Below are 16,296 nucleotides of genomic sequence, written 5' to 3'. Positions count from 1 at the left end.
CATGACCGCGTCCCTGATATGGCAGAAGTCCACGTACTCCCAGGAACAGGGCGAGTGCGTCGAGCTGGCCGCCGACAGGGGCGCGGTCCTGCTTCGGGAGAGCGACGAACCGACCGTCGTCCTCACCACCACCCCCCGCGCGCTCGCCCGCTTCCTCCAGGGCATCAAGGTGGGCCGCCCGGGCGGGTGAGCCGGGGCGGGCCGGGGTCAGGTCCGGGTTGGGTCGGGTCCGGGTCGCGTTAGGCTGGGGTTTCCCCGTGTTTTCCCCGCACCCGCAAAGGCGTCCCTCCTCATGTCCCAGCGCCGCCGCGCCGCGAGCCTCGTGGCCGTCACCACGGCCGTCCTGCTGGCCCTGGCGGCTTCCCCGGCCTCTCCCGCCTCTGCCACGGCGCCTTCGGCCGGGCCGCAGGGCGTCCACAGCCTGGCGGCCTCGCGCCTCACGGACGCCGCAGCGCGGGCCTCGGTGACGACGGGGGCGGTGCCGACGGCTTCGGCCCCCGGCTCCGCGTCCGCGTCCGTGTCCGCCGCGGCCCCCGCCAAGGACAAGAAAAAGGATGACGCGTCCCGTAGCAGCACCTGGCTGATCGTCGCGGTCTTCTTCGTCGCCAGCGTCGGTGTCGGCTTCCTGCTCAGCGGGCGGCGTCGGCGGCGGCAGGACTGAAACGGCGGACCCGCAGGCACGGATGCCTGCGGGTCACGGGTGGGCTCGGCTGCGCGGTTTCCCGCCGAGGGGCGCCGTCAGCTCACGTTGAGCAGCTCACGGGTCATGTCGCGGTAGCGGGTGAGCGCCACCCGCAGCTCCTCCGTACCGGTCCGGTCGCCGTCGTTGTCGTCCTCGCCGTGCCAGCTGCCGCGCAGCGAGTCGCGCCGCGCCTCGACCATCCGGGTCAGCCGGCGGACCGCCTCGTCCAGCACCGCGTCGGCCTCGCGCACGGCACGCCGCGGGTCGTCCACGAAGCCGCCGACGGCCTGCTCCATGCGGTGGTTGAGTTCTTCGACGTCCTGGGTCCCGCCCGCGGCCTCCTTGGTGGAGGACGGGGTCGGCGTGGTGATGGTGCCGTGGCCGTTCTCGGCGGCAGGGGTCCCGGCGGCGGCGGGCCCGGTGCCCTTGGCGCGCGGCGCCGCGGTCCCGGGAGAGGCGACGGTGTCCGTACGCCGCTGTCCCAGGTCGGTGCCGGCGTCCGTGTCGGCCTTGGCGGCGGCCCGCTCGGCGGCGGAGGTGTCCTTGTCCGTGTCCGTCCGGGCGTCCGCGATACCGGTGGTGTCACGGGCCGACGCGCCGGAGGCGGAGCTGCCGGGGGTCACGGCCGTGGCGGTGGGGCGCTTCAGGTCGCTGCCGGTGCCGTTGCGCGTACCGGTGCCGGTGCGGGTACCGGTGCCGGTGCCGGTGTCCTTGGTGCCGCCCGAGGGAGCGGTCGGGCGCCTCATGCCCATGCCGCTGCCCGCGCCCACGGCCTTGTCCGCGTCGTCGTCCATGACCGCGCCGTCGGTGTCGTCGGTGTCGTCCGCGCCGTGCGTGTCGTCGTCCGCGTCGAGATCGCGGCCGGTGGTGGTCCCGGTGGAGGACCGCGGGGTGCCCAGCGGGGTCGCGGCGGTCCGTCCGGCGGTGGTCTTCTTGCCGTCGGTCGTCGTCGCCCCGGCATCCGCCGTCGTCGCGTCCGTAGCCGTCGAGTCCGTCGCCGTGGGGTCGGTGACCTGGCCGTCGGTGCTGTCCGTGTCGGCTCGATCCTCGGTACGGGTGCGGTTGATGTTCATCGTCTTCGTCTCCTCAGAATCCTGCTCGTCATGTGCGGGTGACCGTCCTGGGCCGGCTCCGGGCCGCCCGCCCGGGCTGCCCGCCCAGGGGGGAAGGGAGCGGGCAGCCGGGCGTCCGGAGCGGTCGGATCAGCTGTGGTCGTCGGTGCCGGCGTCGCGACCGCGCCGCGTGCCGCCGGTCAGGCCGGCGAAACGGTCGGCCAGCGGGCGGTGGTGCTCCTGGCCGTCGTCGGCGGCGTCCGGGTCGGCGGGGTCCGCGTCGCCGCGGCCGTCCGCGGTGACCGGCTCGCTGGCGGGCGCCGGGACGGCACCTGCCGGGTCGGTCGCCGTGGTGCCGACCGGGGTCTCGGCGGCCGGGCCGTCCACCTGCTTGCGGGAAGTCGTCCCCGCGTCCCGCAGCATGTCGTCGAAGAGCGCCCGGGCCGAGACCAGCGCCTGCCGCATGTCCTCGGTGCCCTTACTGCCACTCGCGCCGCCGGTCGCGCCGCCGTCCGTCCCGGCGCGCTCGGTCAGCGCGCGGGCCTGGCGGTAACCCTGGAGCTGGTGCGGGTGGTGCACCGACAGGGCGTCGAAGTGCTCGGGCGAGTCGGCGGCCGGGTAACCGCGCTGGGCGGCGACCTCGGCGATCAGCCGGTCGGCCTCGGTCAGCGCCGTGCCGGGGTCGTCCACGAAGCGTGTCTGGATCTCCGCCCAGCGCTCTCCGTACGCCTCGCGCTGCTGCGCGCTCACCGGCTGCCGTTCCATGCCGCCGTACCGCTTGACGCGCTCGCTGAGTTCCTGGCGCGTGGCCTTGTCGTCGCCGTCGTGCTGGGCCAGCGTCCGTTCGTACTCGGGGCCGAACCGGCGCTTCAGCCCTACTCCACTCGCGCCGCCACCGCGCATCATGGTCATCGCCGCGACGATCGCGATCACCACAACTACCGCCACGATGACGGCGATTATCGCTCCGGACATGACGTGCCTCCCGTCTCTTCTCTCTTGTCGGTCGGCTTACCGCTGCCGGGCACCCCAAACACCGGCCGTGGCCCGCCGACCGGTGAACGCATGCCGTGACCTGCTGATTTGCCGCCCAAAGCGGCGCGACCCCGTACGCGTGGCGCCGGGAACGCTCAGGCGGATGTCCCCTTCTCCGCGGGCGGCGGGCCGTTGGTGCCGCGCTCCGGGTGGTCGGCCTCGCCGCCGCTCAACTCGGTGCTCAACTTCGTGATCAGCGCGGCCAGTTCGGCGTGCCGGGCCGGGTCCCAGTCGCCGAGGAGTTCGGCCAGCACGGAGCGGCGGGCGGTGGCCAGGCGCGCGACGAGGGCGCGGCCCGCGTCGGTGAGGACGAGCGGCTGGCCCGGGTGCGGGGCGCGGGTGGCGTAACCGCGGGCTTCCGCCTCGACCACGGAGGCCGTGATGACGCCCAGCGGCACGATGGTGTGGCGGGCGAGTTCGGCGGAGTCGATCTCGCCGCGCTGTTCCAGCCGCAGCAGCAGCCAGCTGGTGGCCGGACGGAGGTCGAGCCCGGCCATCCGGGTGATGCGGATGTAGAGGCCGGCCCGGGCCTCCCGGCTGCCGAGCACCGACAGGGAGCGGGCGATCTCGTCCAGCGAGCTGCGCTCGACCGGGTTGGTGGCGATCGTCTCGCCGCCGTCGGGCACGGTGACCGAACCGCGCAGCGGCTGCTCCTTGAGGAACAGGGCCAGCACGAATCCGGCCGCCGCGACCGGCACCGCGTACAGGAACACGGCGGTGATGGACGTCGAGTACGCGTGCAGCACCGGTGGCCTGGCGGCGGCCGGCAGCCGGGCGATGGAGGTGGGGTCGGACCGTAGCTCGGCGGGGCCGAGACCGGACGGCAGCCGTACGCCGCGCAGCGCGGGACCGAGCCGGTCCCTGAGCCGGCTGGCGAAGATCGTGCCGAAGATGGAGACGCCGAAGGACGCGCCGATCGAGCGGAAGAAGGTGGTGCCGGAGGTGGCGGAGCCGAGGTCCTGGTAGCCGACCGCGTTCTGCGCGGCGAGCACCAGCACCTGGATCACCAGGCCCAGGCCCAGGCCGAACAGCAGGAAGTACAGGCTCATCACCCAGGTGGCGGTGTGCTCGTCGAGCTGGTGCAGCAGGACGAGGCCGACGGCGGTGACGCCCGTACCGGCGAGCGGGAAGACCTTGTAGTGGCCGGTGCGGCTGACGATCTGCCCGGAGACGGTGGAGGAGATCAGCAGGCCGACCACCATCGGGATCATGTGGATGCCGGACAGGGTCGGCGAGTAGCCGTGCACCACCTGGAGGAAGGTCGGCAGGAAGGTCAGCGTGCCGAACATCGCGAAGCCGACGATGAAGGAGATCCCGGCGCAGAGCAGGAAGGTGCGGATCCGGAACAGCCGCGGCGGCAGTACGGGCTCCTGCGCGCGGCGCTCGATCACCACGAACGCGGCGACCAGCACGGCGCCGAGCACCGCCAGGCCGATGATGACGGCCGAGCCCCAGGGGTAGGTGGTGCCGCCGAGCGAGGTGAAGAGCACCAGGCAGGTCGCGGCGGCGGCGACCACCGCCATCCCGGCGTAGTCGATCCGGTGCGAGGTGCGGCGGACCGGGATGTGCAGCACCGCGGCGATCACGGCCAGCGCGACGACGCCGATCGGCAGATTGATGTAGAACACCCAGCGCCAGGAGAGCTGTTCGGTGAACACCCCGCCGAGCAGCGGCCCGAGCACGCTGCTGGCGCCGAACACCGCGCCGAACACCCCTTGGTAGCGCCCGCGTTCCCGGGGCGGCACGATGTCGCCGACGATCGCGAGCGACAGCGCGATCAACCCGCCGCCGCCCAGGCCCTGAACGGCACGGAAGGCGATCAACTCGGTGAGGTTCTGCGAGATCCCGCACAGCGCCGAGCCGACCAGGAAGATCACGATGACGGTCTGGAAGAGCCGCTTCCGGCCGTACATGTCGCCGAGCTTGCCCCACAGCGGGGTGGCGGCGGTGGACGCCAGCAGATAGGCGGTGACCACCCAGGACAGATGGTTGATGCCGCCGAGCTCGCTGACGATGGTGGGAAGGGCGGTGGAGACGATGGTCTGGTCGAGGGACGCCAGCAGCAGGCCGAGAGCGAGGGCGCCGATGGCCAGCCGGATCGTGCGCTTGTCGAGGGGCGCGCCCGGTGGCGCCGCCGCGGGCCCCGCGGCGGCCGTGTCCTCGGCCATGAAGGCTCCTCCCGTCGTCCCCCGACGGCCAGCGCCTATATATTCGCACTGTTTGTACCGTTATGGGTTGTGATCTTCGGGGGTCCGGCTGTCCGACCGAGCGGTGGATCGGCATAATCGCCCGTGGCTCAGCGCATGAGGGTGCGAACAGGGGAACGACGGCGGGGAGGGGACCCAGTGACGTCGCAGCAAGAGGATCGGCCGACCGAGCCGCAGCCGCTCGGTACGGATGAGGGTGCGCGCGGGGGCGCGGGCGGAGGCACTGTGGCGGACGCCGTGGCGGACGGCGGCGAGATACGGGCCGCCGAGCGCTCGGCCGAGCGGGCCGCGGCGGTGGCCGCCACCGAGGGCTTCCACCCGCTGCGGATCAGGCCGTACGTCGCCGAGCCGGACGGGGACCCGGGCGAGCGGACGCCGCGGGCGCGGCCGCTGATCCCGGTGTACGAGGAGGAGCCCGAGACGGCGGACCTCCGGTTGTTCCCCTCGATGTACTCCGGGGTGGAGTACGCCCCCGAGGAGCCGCCGCCCTTCGAGCCGGTGGCGCTGCGGGGACGGCACCGGCGACGCCGGCGCAGCATCGTGGTGGCCGCGGCCGCGGTGGCGGCTTCGGCGCTGGCGGCCGGGGCGGTCGCGGTCACCGGGCAGGTGATGGGCGACGAGCAGGGCACGGCGGACCGCGCGATGCCCGATCTCAACTCATCGGTGCCGGATGTGCAGCTGCCGCACGTGCCGTCCCCCCGCACCAGCGAGTCGGCGGCCCCGCCGGAGGCGTCCTACCGGACGGCGCCCACGAACGCTCCGACGACTGCGGCGACCCCTTCGGTGACCCCCACCGCGACGCCGTCGGCGAGCATCCCGGTCACGATGCCCTCCGCCGCGCCGCCCGGCACGGCGACCGCGACGCCCCCGGTCGCGGCTCCGGACACACCTTCCGCGACGCCGGCCTCGGCCACCCCGACCGCTGCCCCGACCACCACGGCGCCGCCCCCCACCGTGGTCCCGCAGAAGCAGCCGCTCCAGCCCGACGACACCCTCACCCTCCGCCTCGGCGACTCCGGCTCAGCGGTGCTCACCCTCCAGCACCAGCTCAATGCGGCCCACGTCTACCACGGCCCTTACAACGGCGTCTTCGACTACACCGTCGAAATGGCCGTCACCACCTTCCAGCTCTGGCACCACGTCAGCGACTCCCCCCTCGGCACCTACGGCCCCAACACCCGCGCCGCCCTCACCTCCCCCTCCACCCGCCACCACTAGGGCCTGTCGTTTGGATCTCCGCGGCGTCGCGGCGCCCGGCACGCACATCTGCCGCGTTCTCGTCGGTCGACGACGTCCCCCTGGCCTTCGGCCGGGAGGTGCCCCCACCGCGTCGCCTCCCTCCTCCGCCTTGCAGCTGCACGCACCGGACACCGCTCCTCCATCCACGGAGATCCAAACGACAGGCCCTAGCCCCTGCGGGGAGCTTCCGCTCGGGGTGGCGCACCTCCCGCCGGCCGGGACGCTCCCGGGTGCCAATCCGTCGCCCCCCGTGCACGGGGCTCACCCCACGACCCGGCAGGGCGCGGGATTCCCGGTCCCGGGCTCCCCATTGGCCGCCCCCGGCCTTGGGCCCCAAGGCACGCAATTCTTCCTGCCAGGGGCCACCAAACCGCAGACCGGCCAGGCTCGGGGGCCCGCCCCATCGCCCCCGCCCCCGAGCCACCCGGGCAGGCCGACCAACCCAGCGCGCCAGCGCCCACGCACCGGCCGCACGAAAGAACCCGCGCCCTCCGGGGCACCCCGGAAGACCCCGCGCGCGGGTACTCCCCGGGCACGGGAGGACCCGCAGCCGACCACACGGCACCCTCCGGAAGCAACCCACCGCCGGGCCAGGCCGGAGGCCTGCCACCATCGCCCCCGCCGCCGAGCCACCCGGGCCCCGCCGACCAACCCCACGCGCCAGCGCCCACGCACTGGCCGAGCGAGAAGATCCCGCGCCCTCCGGGGCGCCCCAAAAGTACGTCGCGCGCGGGTGCTCCCGGGCACGGGGAAGGGAGGAGGTCCCCTCCGTCCCGCACCCGGCGGGGCGGAGCCCGCAGCGTGAGCGCACTGCCCGGGGCGGCGGGCCCAAGTGCCGAAAAGCGGGCCGCAGGCCGTCGCATACGATCGGGGCGTGTCCACAGACGCCCCCTTCGGCCTCGCTCACTTCCAGCTCGTGCTGCTGCGCAGGATGGCCGACCACCAGCCGGACCTGGTGGACGACGCGCTGCGGACGCTGGGTGCGAGCCATGCCGAATTGCGGGACGCCCACCGCAGGTGGCAAGCGCGGCTGCATGCGCGGACGTTCCCCGGTGGGGAGCGGCGCTACCGGACGGCGCTGGGTCCGCCCGAGTCGACGCGGGAGCAGCGGATCGGCGACCTGACCTGCACAGCGCTGCTGTGGCCCCTGCCGCTGTGGCCCGATCTGCGCTTCGAGGTGCTGACCGCCCCCGGCGGCGGCGCGGTCTGGAACGAGTGGCTGGTCAGGGCCCCGGGCGCCCCCGCGCCCACGCTGCGCGGGGTGGCCGACCTGACGCCGTGGTCCTGCACGGTGGACGACGCGGCCCGCGCCTTCCCCCCGGCGACCCCGCTGCCCCCCGACGCGCCGACCCGCTCCGTGCTGGCCCTGAGCACACCGGGCACCCCGGCCCGTACGATCGCCCACTTCACCTGGGGCCTGCTGCAGTTCGTGGTCCCGCGGCACCCGTAGGCCGCCGGCAATTCATCTCCGTCACCCCTGCGGGGGCTGGCGCATCACCGAAATATTTTGTACCGTACAGAAACAAAGTGGTTCCGCCCGCTTCCCCTGACCGGCGGGCGGGGCCACGTTGCACTTGGTCACAAGGAGCCGCATGCCGTCCGTGTTCACCGCCCGCGCCCTGCTGCTCGACATGGACGGCACCCTGGTGAACTCCGACGCCGTGGTGGAGCGCTGCTGGCGCCGCTGGGCCGACCGCCACGCGCTGGACCCCGCCGCCGTACTGGAGGTCGTCCACGGCCGCCAGGGGCACGCCACCATGGCCGCGCTGCTCCCGGACCGCCCGCCCGCCGAGAACTTCGCCGAGAACGCCCTGATGCTCGCCGAGGAGACCGCCGACCTCGACGGCGTCGTCCCGGTGGCCGGCGCCCCCGCCTTCCTCGCCGCCCTCGCGGGCCACCCGCACGCCCTGGTGACCTCCGCCGACGAAACGCTGGCCCGGGCCCGGATGGGAGCCGCCGCGCTGCCGCTGCCGCCGGTCGTGGTCACCGCCGAGCGGGTCAGCGCGAGCAAGCCCGATCCCGAGGGCTTCCTGAAGGGCGCCGCCGAACTCGGCTTCGCCCCCGAGGACTGCCTGGTCTTCGAGGACGCCGAGGTCGGCATCGCCGCCGCCCGCGCCGCCGGGATGCGGGTGATCGGCATCGGCCCGCGCGCCGCCGCGCACCACCCGGACGTCCAGGTGGCCTCCCTGGAGCTGATCCGGGTGGCTGCCGCCCCGGAGGGCGGCCTGCGGATCACGGCGGGCTGACAATCCCGACAGCCCGCCGCCGTACGGTCCTTGGACGACCCCTCGGCGAGCCGCTCAGCCCGCGACCGCCTCGTAGAGGCTGAACCCGGCCAGCACCACCATCACCGCCGCCGCCACCTTCGTGATCAGCGCCAGCGGCACCCGCTTCATCAGCAGCCGCCCGCCGAAGACGCCCAGCGCCGCCACCGCCCACAGCCCCAGCACCGCGCCCAGCCCCACCGACACGGGGTCGGAGTAGCGCGCGGCCAGGTTCGCGGTCATGATCTGCGTCAGGTCGCCGAACTCCGCGACCAGGATGAGCATGAAGCCGGTGCCCGCCACCTTCAGAAAGCTCTGGTCGGCCGGCGCCCGCACCTTCTCCTCGTCCTCGCCCCGCGAGAACAGCAGCATCGCCGCGCCGCCCAGGAAGAGCACCCCCACCACGCCCTGCACCAGGCGGTGGGGCAGCAGGGTGAGCAGGCTGCCCGCCGCTATGGCGAGCGCGACATGGACCACGAAGGCCGCGGCGACACCGCAGAAGACGTACGACGCCCGGTAGCGCGTGCCGAGCACCAGGCTCGCCAACGCCGTCTTGTCGGGCAGTTCGGAAAGGAAGATCACGCCGAAGACGACGGCGATGACGGTCAGGCTCAGCACGGAAGGCGATCCTCGATCGGTCGGGGCAGCCGTACCGGAGGAACCGCGGGGAGCGGGATCGCTTCGGCCCGGCAGCGTCGGAACACTGCGGCCGAAGGTCTCGCTGGCGGCCGGCGCCGTCATCCGGCACCCACCGCCTCCGGGCGCCGGCCCGGTCCGTCCGGCGCCGGGAAACCCGACGCGGTGAACGGCCCGAGCAGTATGTCGACGGTCCGGCGAAGAGCTACTCCCCTTCTGCTGCCGTCAGTCTAGGGGACGCCCGGCGTACCCTCGAAGGCAGTGTCCCGAATGTGCGGAAGGGGGGCACGGCCCCCGTTCGGCCAAAGTATTCCCACCGTTATAACGCCGTGATTGTCTCGTACGTCACGCGCCCCCGACGGAACCGAAGGTCGCTACTGGCGTACGCTGTACGGCTGACGGCGGATGAAGATCCGCTGCCGCGCGAGCGGCGTCCCGCACCAGGTCAGGACCCGGTACGGAACCGTCCGGATCGGGCGTAACACCCCGTCCGCCCGACGCTCCTCCGCGGATCGGCACCACCCGTACAGGACCAAGAGCACCACCCCGAGCACCACCACATCGCACCACCCGAGCAGGCCCGGCGAAGGACGAGGAGGCGCAGTGCTGCACGGCATCGGCTCCTTGTTCGACTGGCCGTGGATCTATCTGCTCGTCGCGATCTCCGTGCTGCTCGACGTGTTCGTGCCGGTGCTCCCCAGCGGTGTGCTGGTGGTCAGCGCGGCGACCGCCGGGTCAACAGGCGGCCGGGACGGGGCACTCGACATCCTCGCGCTGCTGGGCTGCGCGGCCCTCGCGTCCTGTATCGGCGACATACTCGCCTACCGGCTGGCCTGGCGCGGCGGCGAGTGGTTCGAGGGCCGGCTGGCGCGCTCCCGGCGGCTCGCCGTGGCGCACGAGCGACTCAGCCAGGTCCTGACCGGTGGCGGCGGCGCCTTCGTCGTCCTCGCCCGCTTCGCGCCGGCTGGCCGCAGTGTGTGCAGCCTCGGCGCGGGCGCGGCGCGGCGCCGCCCCGGGGAGTTCCTGCCCTGGTCCGCGCTGGCCGGGCTGTGCTGGGCGACCTACAGCGTGGGCCTGGGCTGGATCGGCGGCGAGTGGCTCGGCGCGAGCTGGCTCGGCACCGTGATGTCGCTGGCCGCGCTGGTCGGGGCGGGCGCCTTCGCGGCCTACGTCTTCCGGCGCGAGCGGCGGCTGGCGGTCGCCGCCGCTTACGCGACCGTCCCGTTGGCGATCCCGGGGCAGGGCACGCCGCCCGACCGCGGTTCGGTCATCGAAGCGCTCTGAGCCGCCGAAGCGCTCCTGACGCCCCCGAACCGACCTGAACCCGATCTGAGCCCGCCCCGCACCTGCCCGGCGCCGCCGGACTCAGCGACGACGGCGCGTTCTCGTGCCGTACGACCAGCCGGTGCCGACCCCGGCCAGGTGCAGCGCGACGAAGAACAGCCCCGCGACCATCAGGCTCCAGGGCGTGAACGCCGCGTCCGTGTGGGTGTTGGTGACGTTGATCAGCCAAGCGATGAAGAAGATGACAGCGCCTACGGCAGCCAGCATGTGGCTCTCCTTGCGAAGGGCCGCCGTTGGGACGGCGGCGGGTCCGGTGGTGACGAACGGGCGCCGGCGGCGCCCGTCGACGTTCGGTTGCCCGCAAGTGGCTGTTCGACGCACATGGGTTCGACTCAAGTTCGATTCCGGGTTCGTCTCGGGAGCGCATGAAGTTCGAGTGCGGCTCGAACGGTGCCCGTTTTCGGCCGCGAAGACCGCCACTTACCCGTATTTCGGAAAGTATTCTCACTCGTTCCGGCAATAGGCAGCCCCCGGCGCACTGGCAAGAATGAGCCCGTATCACCCACTTACGGGAAGGACAGCCCATGTCGGTTGATGCGGGCCAGGACACCGCACAAGGCGCCCCGCAGAACGGACAGCCGCGGACGAGTCTCGACACGGCCGCCGCTCGGAATCTGGCGACCACCACCAAGTCGGCTCCGCAGATGCAGGGCATCTCGTCCCGCTGGCTGCTGCGCGTGCTGCCCTGGGTCCAGGTCAACGCCGGTACTTACCGAGTGAACCGCCGGCTGAGCTTCTCGGTCGGCGACGGTCGGGTCACCTTCGTGAAGACCGGGTCCGAGGTTCGGGTCATCCCGCAGGAGCTCGGCGAACTCGCCGCCCTGCGGAGCTTCCAGCACGACGCGGGGCTCACCGCACTGGCGGATCGTTTCGTCCAGCGGCAGTACGAGCCGGGTGAGGTGCTCGCCGAGGCCGGCCAGCCCGCCGACACGGTCTTCCTCATCGCCCACGGCAAGGTGGAGAAGCTCGGCGAGGGCTCCTACGGCGAGCAGACCCGGCTCGGGGTGCTCGCCGACGGCGACCACTTCGGCGAGCAGGCGCTGCTGGGCGAGGGCACCTGGGAGTACACCGCCAAGGCCGGCGCCGCCACCACCGTGCTCGCGCTGTCCCGCCAGGACCTGGAGCCGCTGCTGTCCCAGTCCGCCGAGCTGCGCGACCACCTGGAGGAGTACCGCTCGCTCCCCCGCCAGCGGGCCAACAAGCGCGGTGAGGCCGACATCGAGCTGGCCTCGGGACACCGGGGCGAGGCCGAACTCCCGGGCACCTATGTCGACTACGAGGTCAAGCCCCGCGAATACGAACTCAGCGTCGCCCAGACCGTGCTGCGCATCCACAGCCGGGTGGCCGACCTCTACAACGAGCCGATGAATCAGACCGAGCAGCAACTCAAGCTCACCGTCGAGGCGTTGCGGGAGCGCCAGGAGAACGAGCTGATCAACAACCCGGAGTTCGGGCTGCTCAACAACGCGGACTACGAGCAGCGCCTCCAGCCGCACGCCGGCCCCCCGCTGCCCGACGACCTCGACGAGCTGATCAGCCGCCGCCGGGGCACCCGCTATCTGCTGGCGCACCCGCGGGCCATCGCCGCCTTCGGCCGGGAGTGCACCCGGCGCGGCCTCTACCCCGATCCGGTCGAGGTACTGGGCTCCACCGTCCCGGCCTGGCGCGGTGTCCCCATCCTGAGCTGCAACAAGATCCCGATCAGCAGCGCCCGCACCAGCTCGATCATCGCCATCCGCACCGGCGAGGACAACCAGGGCGTCATCGGGCTCAACCAGACGGGTATCCCGGACGAGTACGAGCCGGGGCTCAATGTCCGCTTCATGGGCATCGACGAGAAGGCCATCATCAGCTACCTGGTGAGTACGTACTTCTCGGCCGCGGTCCTGGTGCCGGACGCACTGGGCGTGCTGGAGAATGTGAACGTGGCCAACTGGCGCTGAGCGGCCCGGGCTTCCTGGCCCGATGAGCCGACCGACACACCTACGAAGAGCGGCTCCCCTGCCCGGCCGGGCAGGGGAGCCGCTCTTCGCCGTTGTCACCTCACCTCTCAGATCCTGAGATGCCGCGGCCTCAGGAGCCGAGCACCAGGTCCCGGAAGACCGAGGCCGAGACCGTCAGTCCGCTGCCGAAGGGCGCGTCCAGATCCCAGATCAGGAAGAGCAGGAAGGCGATCAGCGCGCTGAACAGCCCGGCCAGCAGCAGTTCACGCGGTGAACGCCGGATCTGCAGGGTGAAGATGAGCCCGACCGTCACCAGGGCGCCGGCGATCAGCCCGAACCACACCATGCCGGGCATCGTCGCCCCGGCACCCTGCCCGCGCGCCGCCCTGGCCTGATCGGCGGCCGCCACCTCGTCCACCACCGGCTGGTACGCCTGCGCGGCCAGATCGCTCTTCGGATCGAACTGGGTGACGTCGGTCCGGACCTGGTTGAGCAACGCGGTCCCCTCCGGCGCCAGTTCGCCGTGATTACGCATGTACCGCCACTCTCTGTCAACGACGAAGGCGGCGTAGGTGTCCACGTCCGCACGTACTTTGTCCCGTACTTCCGGCGGATAGACCTGCACACGGGACTTCACCTCGTGCAGCGCCTGGGCCTCGGCCAGGGCGTCCGCCTGGGCGGAGCCGCGGCCCTCCCAGACCCCGGCGATGGCCAGACCGATGACGATCGCGTAGACCACTCCGATCATCATGACCATGTATTCGATGACGTCCGGTGTCTCCGACGGGTCGTCCTCCGCGGTGATCCTGCGGTGTCTGAGGACGACCACACTGACCACGACAGCGCCGACCGCGACCATGGCGATAAGCAGTGCCACCCACTGCGACATACCGAAATCCCCCTTGCTGTGGGCTAGTTGTTCCTGCGATACGTACGGGAGCCGGGCCGCAGCACCGCCACGGCGAGCAGGGCCGGCACGGTGGTGAGCAGCATCGTGAGAGTCAGCGGCCGCCGGTGCGGCTCGGGCGGACCGGCCGGTTTCGGCTGCCGCACCGGCCAGTGCACGGCCACCGGGGTGATCGCGGGCGAGGGCCGGGGCTTGATGCTGGGCGCCGCCGACGGCGTCGGTGCCGGCGGCGGTGGCGGTGGCGGTGGCGGGCTGGGTGCGGGCGTCCGGGTGATGGCTGGTGGGCTCGGGCGCGGTGGCGGCGGCAGCGCTGCCGCCGGCGGTGCGGGAGTGGCGGTCGGGGACGGGCGGGGGGTGGGACTCGGAGTCGGGGTGGGCGTCGTCGGCACCGGTGTGGGCGTCGGTGTGGGTGTGGGCGTCGGACTGGGTGGCGGGGTCGTCGGAGGAGGCGGTGGTGGGGGCGGCGGGGGCGGCGGCTTCTCGCAGGGCCGGGGCCACGGCCACGGCGGCCGGTGGTGGTGGTGATGGTGGTATTGCTGCCACTGCCAGATCCACGGCCAGCCCCACTGCCAGGGCACGCACCAGTCGGGCCGGTGCCCGTGCCAGGGCGGGGACGGCAGGCCCGGCCCCGGCCGGTGGTGGTGGCCTGGCGGCCGCCCGTGCCCGGTTCCGGGCCTGGGCCCGGACGGGGGGCCGGCCGGTTGCTGGCCGCCGGACCCGCCCGGCCGGGACGTCGGGTGCTCGGAAGGCCCGCTCGGCGCCGCTGAAGGCGACAGCGCCGGGTCCGCTTCGGCCGAAGGTGCCGGCGCCGGTCCCGATGGCGGCGCGGGACTCGGGTCCGGCGCCGGCGCGGGAGTCGGTGTGGCCGGATGCGGTGCCGCGGAGGCGGTCGGCGTCGGGTCCGGCACCGGCTGATGCGCGGGCGTAGGCGAGGGCGAGGGTGAGGACCCCTGGCCGGTCCCGCCCCCGGGCTCCCGCTCATGGTGGTGACCGCCCCCGGCGGAGCCGCCCTGGCGGGAGGTCCCCGGCCCCCCTCGGCCCTCCCCGCCGGAGCCGCCTCCCGTGGGAGACCGCCCGCCGTGCCCGGAGGGTGCCGCACAGGCCTGGCCAACTGGGCTGCCAGGGGCGGGAGTCGAGTACGCCGACTGATGGGACGACGAGCAGGGGGCCCGGGGGGCCGCCGAAGCCGGTCCGCCGAGTCCCCAGGAGCCCGTCGCCATGACGGTAACGGCCATGGCCGCCCATAAGCGGGTGTGCTTGCCCCACTGAGTGCTCATTCGCTCATGGTCAGCACCTGCCGCCGGACCCGCCCGACTGGATCCAGCCGTTCCCCCGAACGGGTTATTCAAAGGCCAAACCATCGATCGGACGATCGACCCGCGGTCCCTCCCGGCGGCCCCGAACCGCTACGGTCCGTCACCACGCCGAGCAGTCGCCGCGAGCCGGTCGCGGGAAAGCGGACGGCCAGGCACGGGCGCTTGTCCCGACCTGGCCGTCGTCGCTGGTGGTGATGTCCGCGTGGTGGGCGTGGACGGTTTCGAACCGCCGACATCCGCCTTGTAAGGGCGGCGCTCTACCGCTGAGCTACACGCCCGGGGGTTGCGACGTCAAAGAGTACCGTGCCCCGGGGGCTGGTCAGCAACCGTGGGCAGGTGGCCCGCACGGTGTGTTCGCGGCGGCCGGGTGGGAGGATGGAGCCGATGGTGGTGACGGCCGAACGCGGGGAGAGAGTGTCACTGTGACGACGGCACGTTCGTGGTGGCGGCGCGGCGACAGCAACCTGCGTGCGGAGGCCCAGGCGGCCAAGGACGCGGCGGGACAGGCGTTCTACGAGCTGGACACCGCGCAGCGCGAGCTGGAGATCTCGATAGAGACGATCTCCGCGGTGGACGACTCCGCCGAGGCCCGCCGCGCGCTGGCCGGATTCCGCGCGCTGGGCGAGCGGATCGACCAGGTCAGCGGCGCCTACATCGCCGCCGTCGACGCGCACGACCTGGACCGGGACGAGCTGGACCACACCGCGGCGGGGCGGGCCCGCAGCGAGCTGACCCGGGCCAAGGAAGAGCTGGACAAGGCGCGGACCGAGCTGGAGCGCTTCCAGTCGGGCCTCGGCCCGCTGCTCGGCAAGGCCGAGACACAGCTCGCCCGGCTGGCGCCGGCCCGGGAGAGCGCCAAGCAGTCGCTGCTGGCGGCCACCGACGCGCTGGACGCGGTCCGCGCCGCCGGGCTGCGGGCGGACGATCTGGCCGCCCGGCTGGCCGCGCTCGCCCCGGAGCTGACCAAGCTCAACGAGGGCGCGAGCAAGCACGGCGTGACCGAGACCGTGCGGCGCGCCGACGACGTACGCCGCAGGGCGGAAGCGGTCCGGGCGGAGGCCGAGCGGCTGCCCGAGCGGGCCAGGGAGCTGGACAAGCGGCTGGTGTCGCTGCGGACCAGGGTGCAGGCGCTGGCCACCCGGGCGGAGGGCGTGTCCCCGGTGCTCAGCGAGCTGCGGCGGCGCTTCTCGGTGGAGTGCTGGCAGGATCTCCAGCAGGTGCCCGAGCAGGCGGCGCAGGCCGTGCGGCACGCCGAGGAGGAGCTGGCCGAGGCGCGCCGGGCCCGGGCCGAGCAGCGCTGGGCGGACGCCACCGCGAAGCTGGCCGCCGTCCGGTCGCTGATGGACGAGGTGGACGGGGCTGTGGGCGCCGCCGGTGACCGGCTGCGGCGGCTGAACGAGGTCAGCAAGGACCCCAAGGCCGAGGTCGAGAAGACCCGCTTCGCCATCCGTGACGCCCAGCGGCTGGCCATGCAGGGCCGCGCCACCCCCGAGCCCCGGCACGCCCGCCCGCTGGACGAGGCCGTGGCCCGGCTCGACCGGGCGCTGGCGGCCCTGGAGGGCCGCCACCCCGACTACTGGGCCTTCCTCACCGAGACCGCGGCCGTCCGGGAGACGGCCACCCGCGTGGTCTCGAACATCCGTGAGGACCGGGCCGCGGGCCGCTGAGCCC

Annotated in this window: 14 protein-coding genes and 1 tRNA gene; 8 read left to right on the top strand and 7 right to left on the bottom strand. The window is 73.3% G+C overall.

Annotation, left to right across the window (positions count from 1 at the left end; translation table 11 throughout):
* Position 1 precedes the first annotated feature (1 nt).
* On the top strand, positions 2-190 hold the full coding sequence (locus ACFO3J_RS34860) for a DUF397 domain-containing protein (protein WP_386438530.1): 189 nt from the start codon (positions 2-4) through the stop codon (positions 188-190).
* Between the two features lie 102 nt (positions 191-292).
* A complete protein-coding gene (locus ACFO3J_RS34855; RefSeq protein ID WP_386438528.1) occupies positions 293-661 on the top strand; it encodes a hypothetical protein in 369 nt (122 codons plus the stop codon).
* A gap of 77 nt (positions 662-738) precedes the next feature.
* Here the strand turns inward: ACFO3J_RS34855 and ACFO3J_RS34850 are convergent, their stop codons facing one another.
* The 3 genes from ACFO3J_RS34850 to ACFO3J_RS34840 form a co-directional block, all read right to left on the bottom strand.
* Complete coding sequence (locus ACFO3J_RS34850) at positions 739-1,755, bottom strand: hypothetical protein (RefSeq protein WP_386438526.1); 1,017 nt, start codon at positions 1,753-1,755, stop codon at positions 739-741.
* A gap of 129 nt (positions 1,756-1,884) precedes the next feature.
* The gene (locus ACFO3J_RS34845; RefSeq protein ID WP_386438523.1) at positions 1,885-2,709 is read right to left on the bottom strand and encodes a hypothetical protein; all 825 of its coding nucleotides are present in this window, start codon (positions 2,707-2,709) and stop codon (positions 1,885-1,887) included.
* A gap of 155 nt (positions 2,710-2,864) precedes the next feature.
* Complete coding sequence (locus tag ACFO3J_RS34840; RefSeq protein WP_386438521.1) at positions 2,865-4,937, bottom strand: MFS transporter; 2,073 nt, start codon at positions 4,935-4,937, stop codon at positions 2,865-2,867.
* 264 nt (positions 4,938-5,201) lie between these two features.
* Between ACFO3J_RS34840 and ACFO3J_RS34835 the strand changes: the two genes are divergently transcribed.
* The 3 genes from ACFO3J_RS34835 to ACFO3J_RS34825 all read left to right on the top strand — a co-directional run bounded on the left by ACFO3J_RS34835 (position 5,202) and on the right by ACFO3J_RS34825 (position 8,461).
* The gene (locus ACFO3J_RS34835) at positions 5,202-6,194 is read left to right on the top strand and encodes a peptidoglycan-binding domain-containing protein (protein ID WP_386438518.1); all 993 of its coding nucleotides are present in this window, start codon (positions 5,202-5,204) and stop codon (positions 6,192-6,194) included.
* A 952-nt stretch (positions 6,195-7,146) separates the two neighbouring features.
* Positions 7,147-7,665, top strand: a complete 519-nt coding sequence (locus ACFO3J_RS34830; RefSeq protein WP_386438576.1) for a hypothetical protein — start codon at positions 7,147-7,149, stop codon at positions 7,663-7,665.
* A gap of 142 nt (positions 7,666-7,807) precedes the next feature.
* A complete protein-coding gene (locus ACFO3J_RS34825) occupies positions 7,808-8,461 on the top strand; it encodes an HAD-IA family hydrolase (protein WP_386438515.1) in 654 nt (217 codons plus the stop codon).
* Positions 8,462-8,515: 54 nt separating this feature from the next.
* Here the strand turns inward: ACFO3J_RS34825 and ACFO3J_RS34820 are convergent, their stop codons facing one another.
* Positions 8,516-9,097, bottom strand: coding sequence for a TMEM165/GDT1 family protein (locus ACFO3J_RS34820; protein ID WP_386438512.1), 582 nt, complete (start codon positions 9,095-9,097; stop codon positions 8,516-8,518).
* A gap of 621 nt (positions 9,098-9,718) precedes the next feature.
* Here ACFO3J_RS34820 and ACFO3J_RS34815 point away from each other — a divergent pair.
* Positions 9,719-10,399 (top strand): DedA family protein, encoded by a 681-nt coding sequence (locus ACFO3J_RS34815; RefSeq protein ID WP_386438509.1) that lies wholly within the window; start codon positions 9,719-9,721, stop codon positions 10,397-10,399.
* 81 nt (positions 10,400-10,480) lie between these two features.
* Here the strand turns inward: ACFO3J_RS34815 and ACFO3J_RS34810 are convergent, their stop codons facing one another.
* Positions 10,481-10,666: a hypothetical protein gene (locus ACFO3J_RS34810; protein WP_386438506.1), complete on the bottom strand. Its 186-nt coding sequence runs from the start codon at positions 10,664-10,666 to the stop codon at positions 10,481-10,483.
* A 317-nt stretch (positions 10,667-10,983) separates the two neighbouring features.
* Between ACFO3J_RS34810 and ACFO3J_RS34805 the strand changes: the two genes are divergently transcribed.
* Positions 10,984-12,402, top strand: a complete 1,419-nt coding sequence (locus tag ACFO3J_RS34805) for a family 2B encapsulin nanocompartment shell protein (protein WP_386438503.1) — start codon at positions 10,984-10,986, stop codon at positions 12,400-12,402.
* Positions 12,403-12,532: 130 nt separating this feature from the next.
* Here the strand turns inward: ACFO3J_RS34805 and ACFO3J_RS34800 are convergent, their stop codons facing one another.
* Positions 12,533-13,291: a bestrophin-like domain gene (locus ACFO3J_RS34800; RefSeq protein ID WP_386438573.1), complete on the bottom strand. Its 759-nt coding sequence runs from the start codon at positions 13,289-13,291 to the stop codon at positions 12,533-12,535.
* Positions 13,292-14,828: 1,537 nt separating this feature from the next.
* A tRNA-Val gene (locus tag ACFO3J_RS34795) sits at positions 14,829-14,903 on the bottom strand.
* A 144-nt stretch (positions 14,904-15,047) separates the two neighbouring features.
* Between ACFO3J_RS34795 and ACFO3J_RS34790 the strand changes: the two genes are divergently transcribed.
* Positions 15,048-16,292, top strand: a complete 1,245-nt coding sequence (locus ACFO3J_RS34790; RefSeq protein ID WP_386438500.1) for a hypothetical protein — start codon at positions 15,048-15,050, stop codon at positions 16,290-16,292.
* The last annotated feature ends 4 nt before the right edge of the window (positions 16,293-16,296 follow it).

It is taken from the genome of Streptomyces polygonati, assembly GCF_042650325.1.
GTDB lineage: Bacteria > Actinomycetota > Actinomycetes > Streptomycetales > Streptomycetaceae > Actinacidiphila > Actinacidiphila polygonati.
This window is presented reverse-complemented; position numbering and strand designations above follow the sequence as displayed.

Bases quoted from the DNA above. Each gene is read 5' to 3' on its own strand.
- ACFO3J_RS34860 (WP_386438530.1), top strand. From the start codon at position 2: ATGACCGCGTCCCTGATATGGCAGAAGTCCACGTACTCCCAGGAACAG.
- ACFO3J_RS34855 (WP_386438528.1), top strand. From the start codon at position 293: ATGTCCCAGCGCCGCCGCGCCGCGAGCCTCGTGGCCGTCACCACGGCC.
- ACFO3J_RS34850 (WP_386438526.1), bottom strand. From the start codon at position 1,755: ATGAACATCAACCGCACCCGTACCGAGGATCGAGCCGACACGGACAGC.
- ACFO3J_RS34845 (WP_386438523.1), bottom strand. From the start codon at position 2,709: ATGTCCGGAGCGATAATCGCCGTCATCGTGGCGGTAGTTGTGGTGATC.
- ACFO3J_RS34840 (WP_386438521.1), bottom strand. From the start codon at position 4,937: ATGGCCGAGGACACGGCCGCCGCGGGGCCCGCGGCGGCGCCACCGGGC.
- ACFO3J_RS34830 (WP_386438576.1), top strand. From the start codon at position 7,147: ATGGCCGACCACCAGCCGGACCTGGTGGACGACGCGCTGCGGACGCTG.
- ACFO3J_RS34825 (WP_386438515.1), top strand. From the start codon at position 7,808: ATGCCGTCCGTGTTCACCGCCCGCGCCCTGCTGCTCGACATGGACGGC.
- ACFO3J_RS34810 (WP_386438506.1), bottom strand. From the start codon at position 10,666: ATGCTGGCTGCCGTAGGCGCTGTCATCTTCTTCATCGCTTGGCTGATC.
- ACFO3J_RS34805 (WP_386438503.1), top strand. From the start codon at position 10,984: ATGTCGGTTGATGCGGGCCAGGACACCGCACAAGGCGCCCCGCAGAAC.
- ACFO3J_RS34800 (WP_386438573.1), bottom strand. From the start codon at position 13,291: ATGTCGCAGTGGGTGGCACTGCTTATCGCCATGGTCGCGGTCGGCGCT.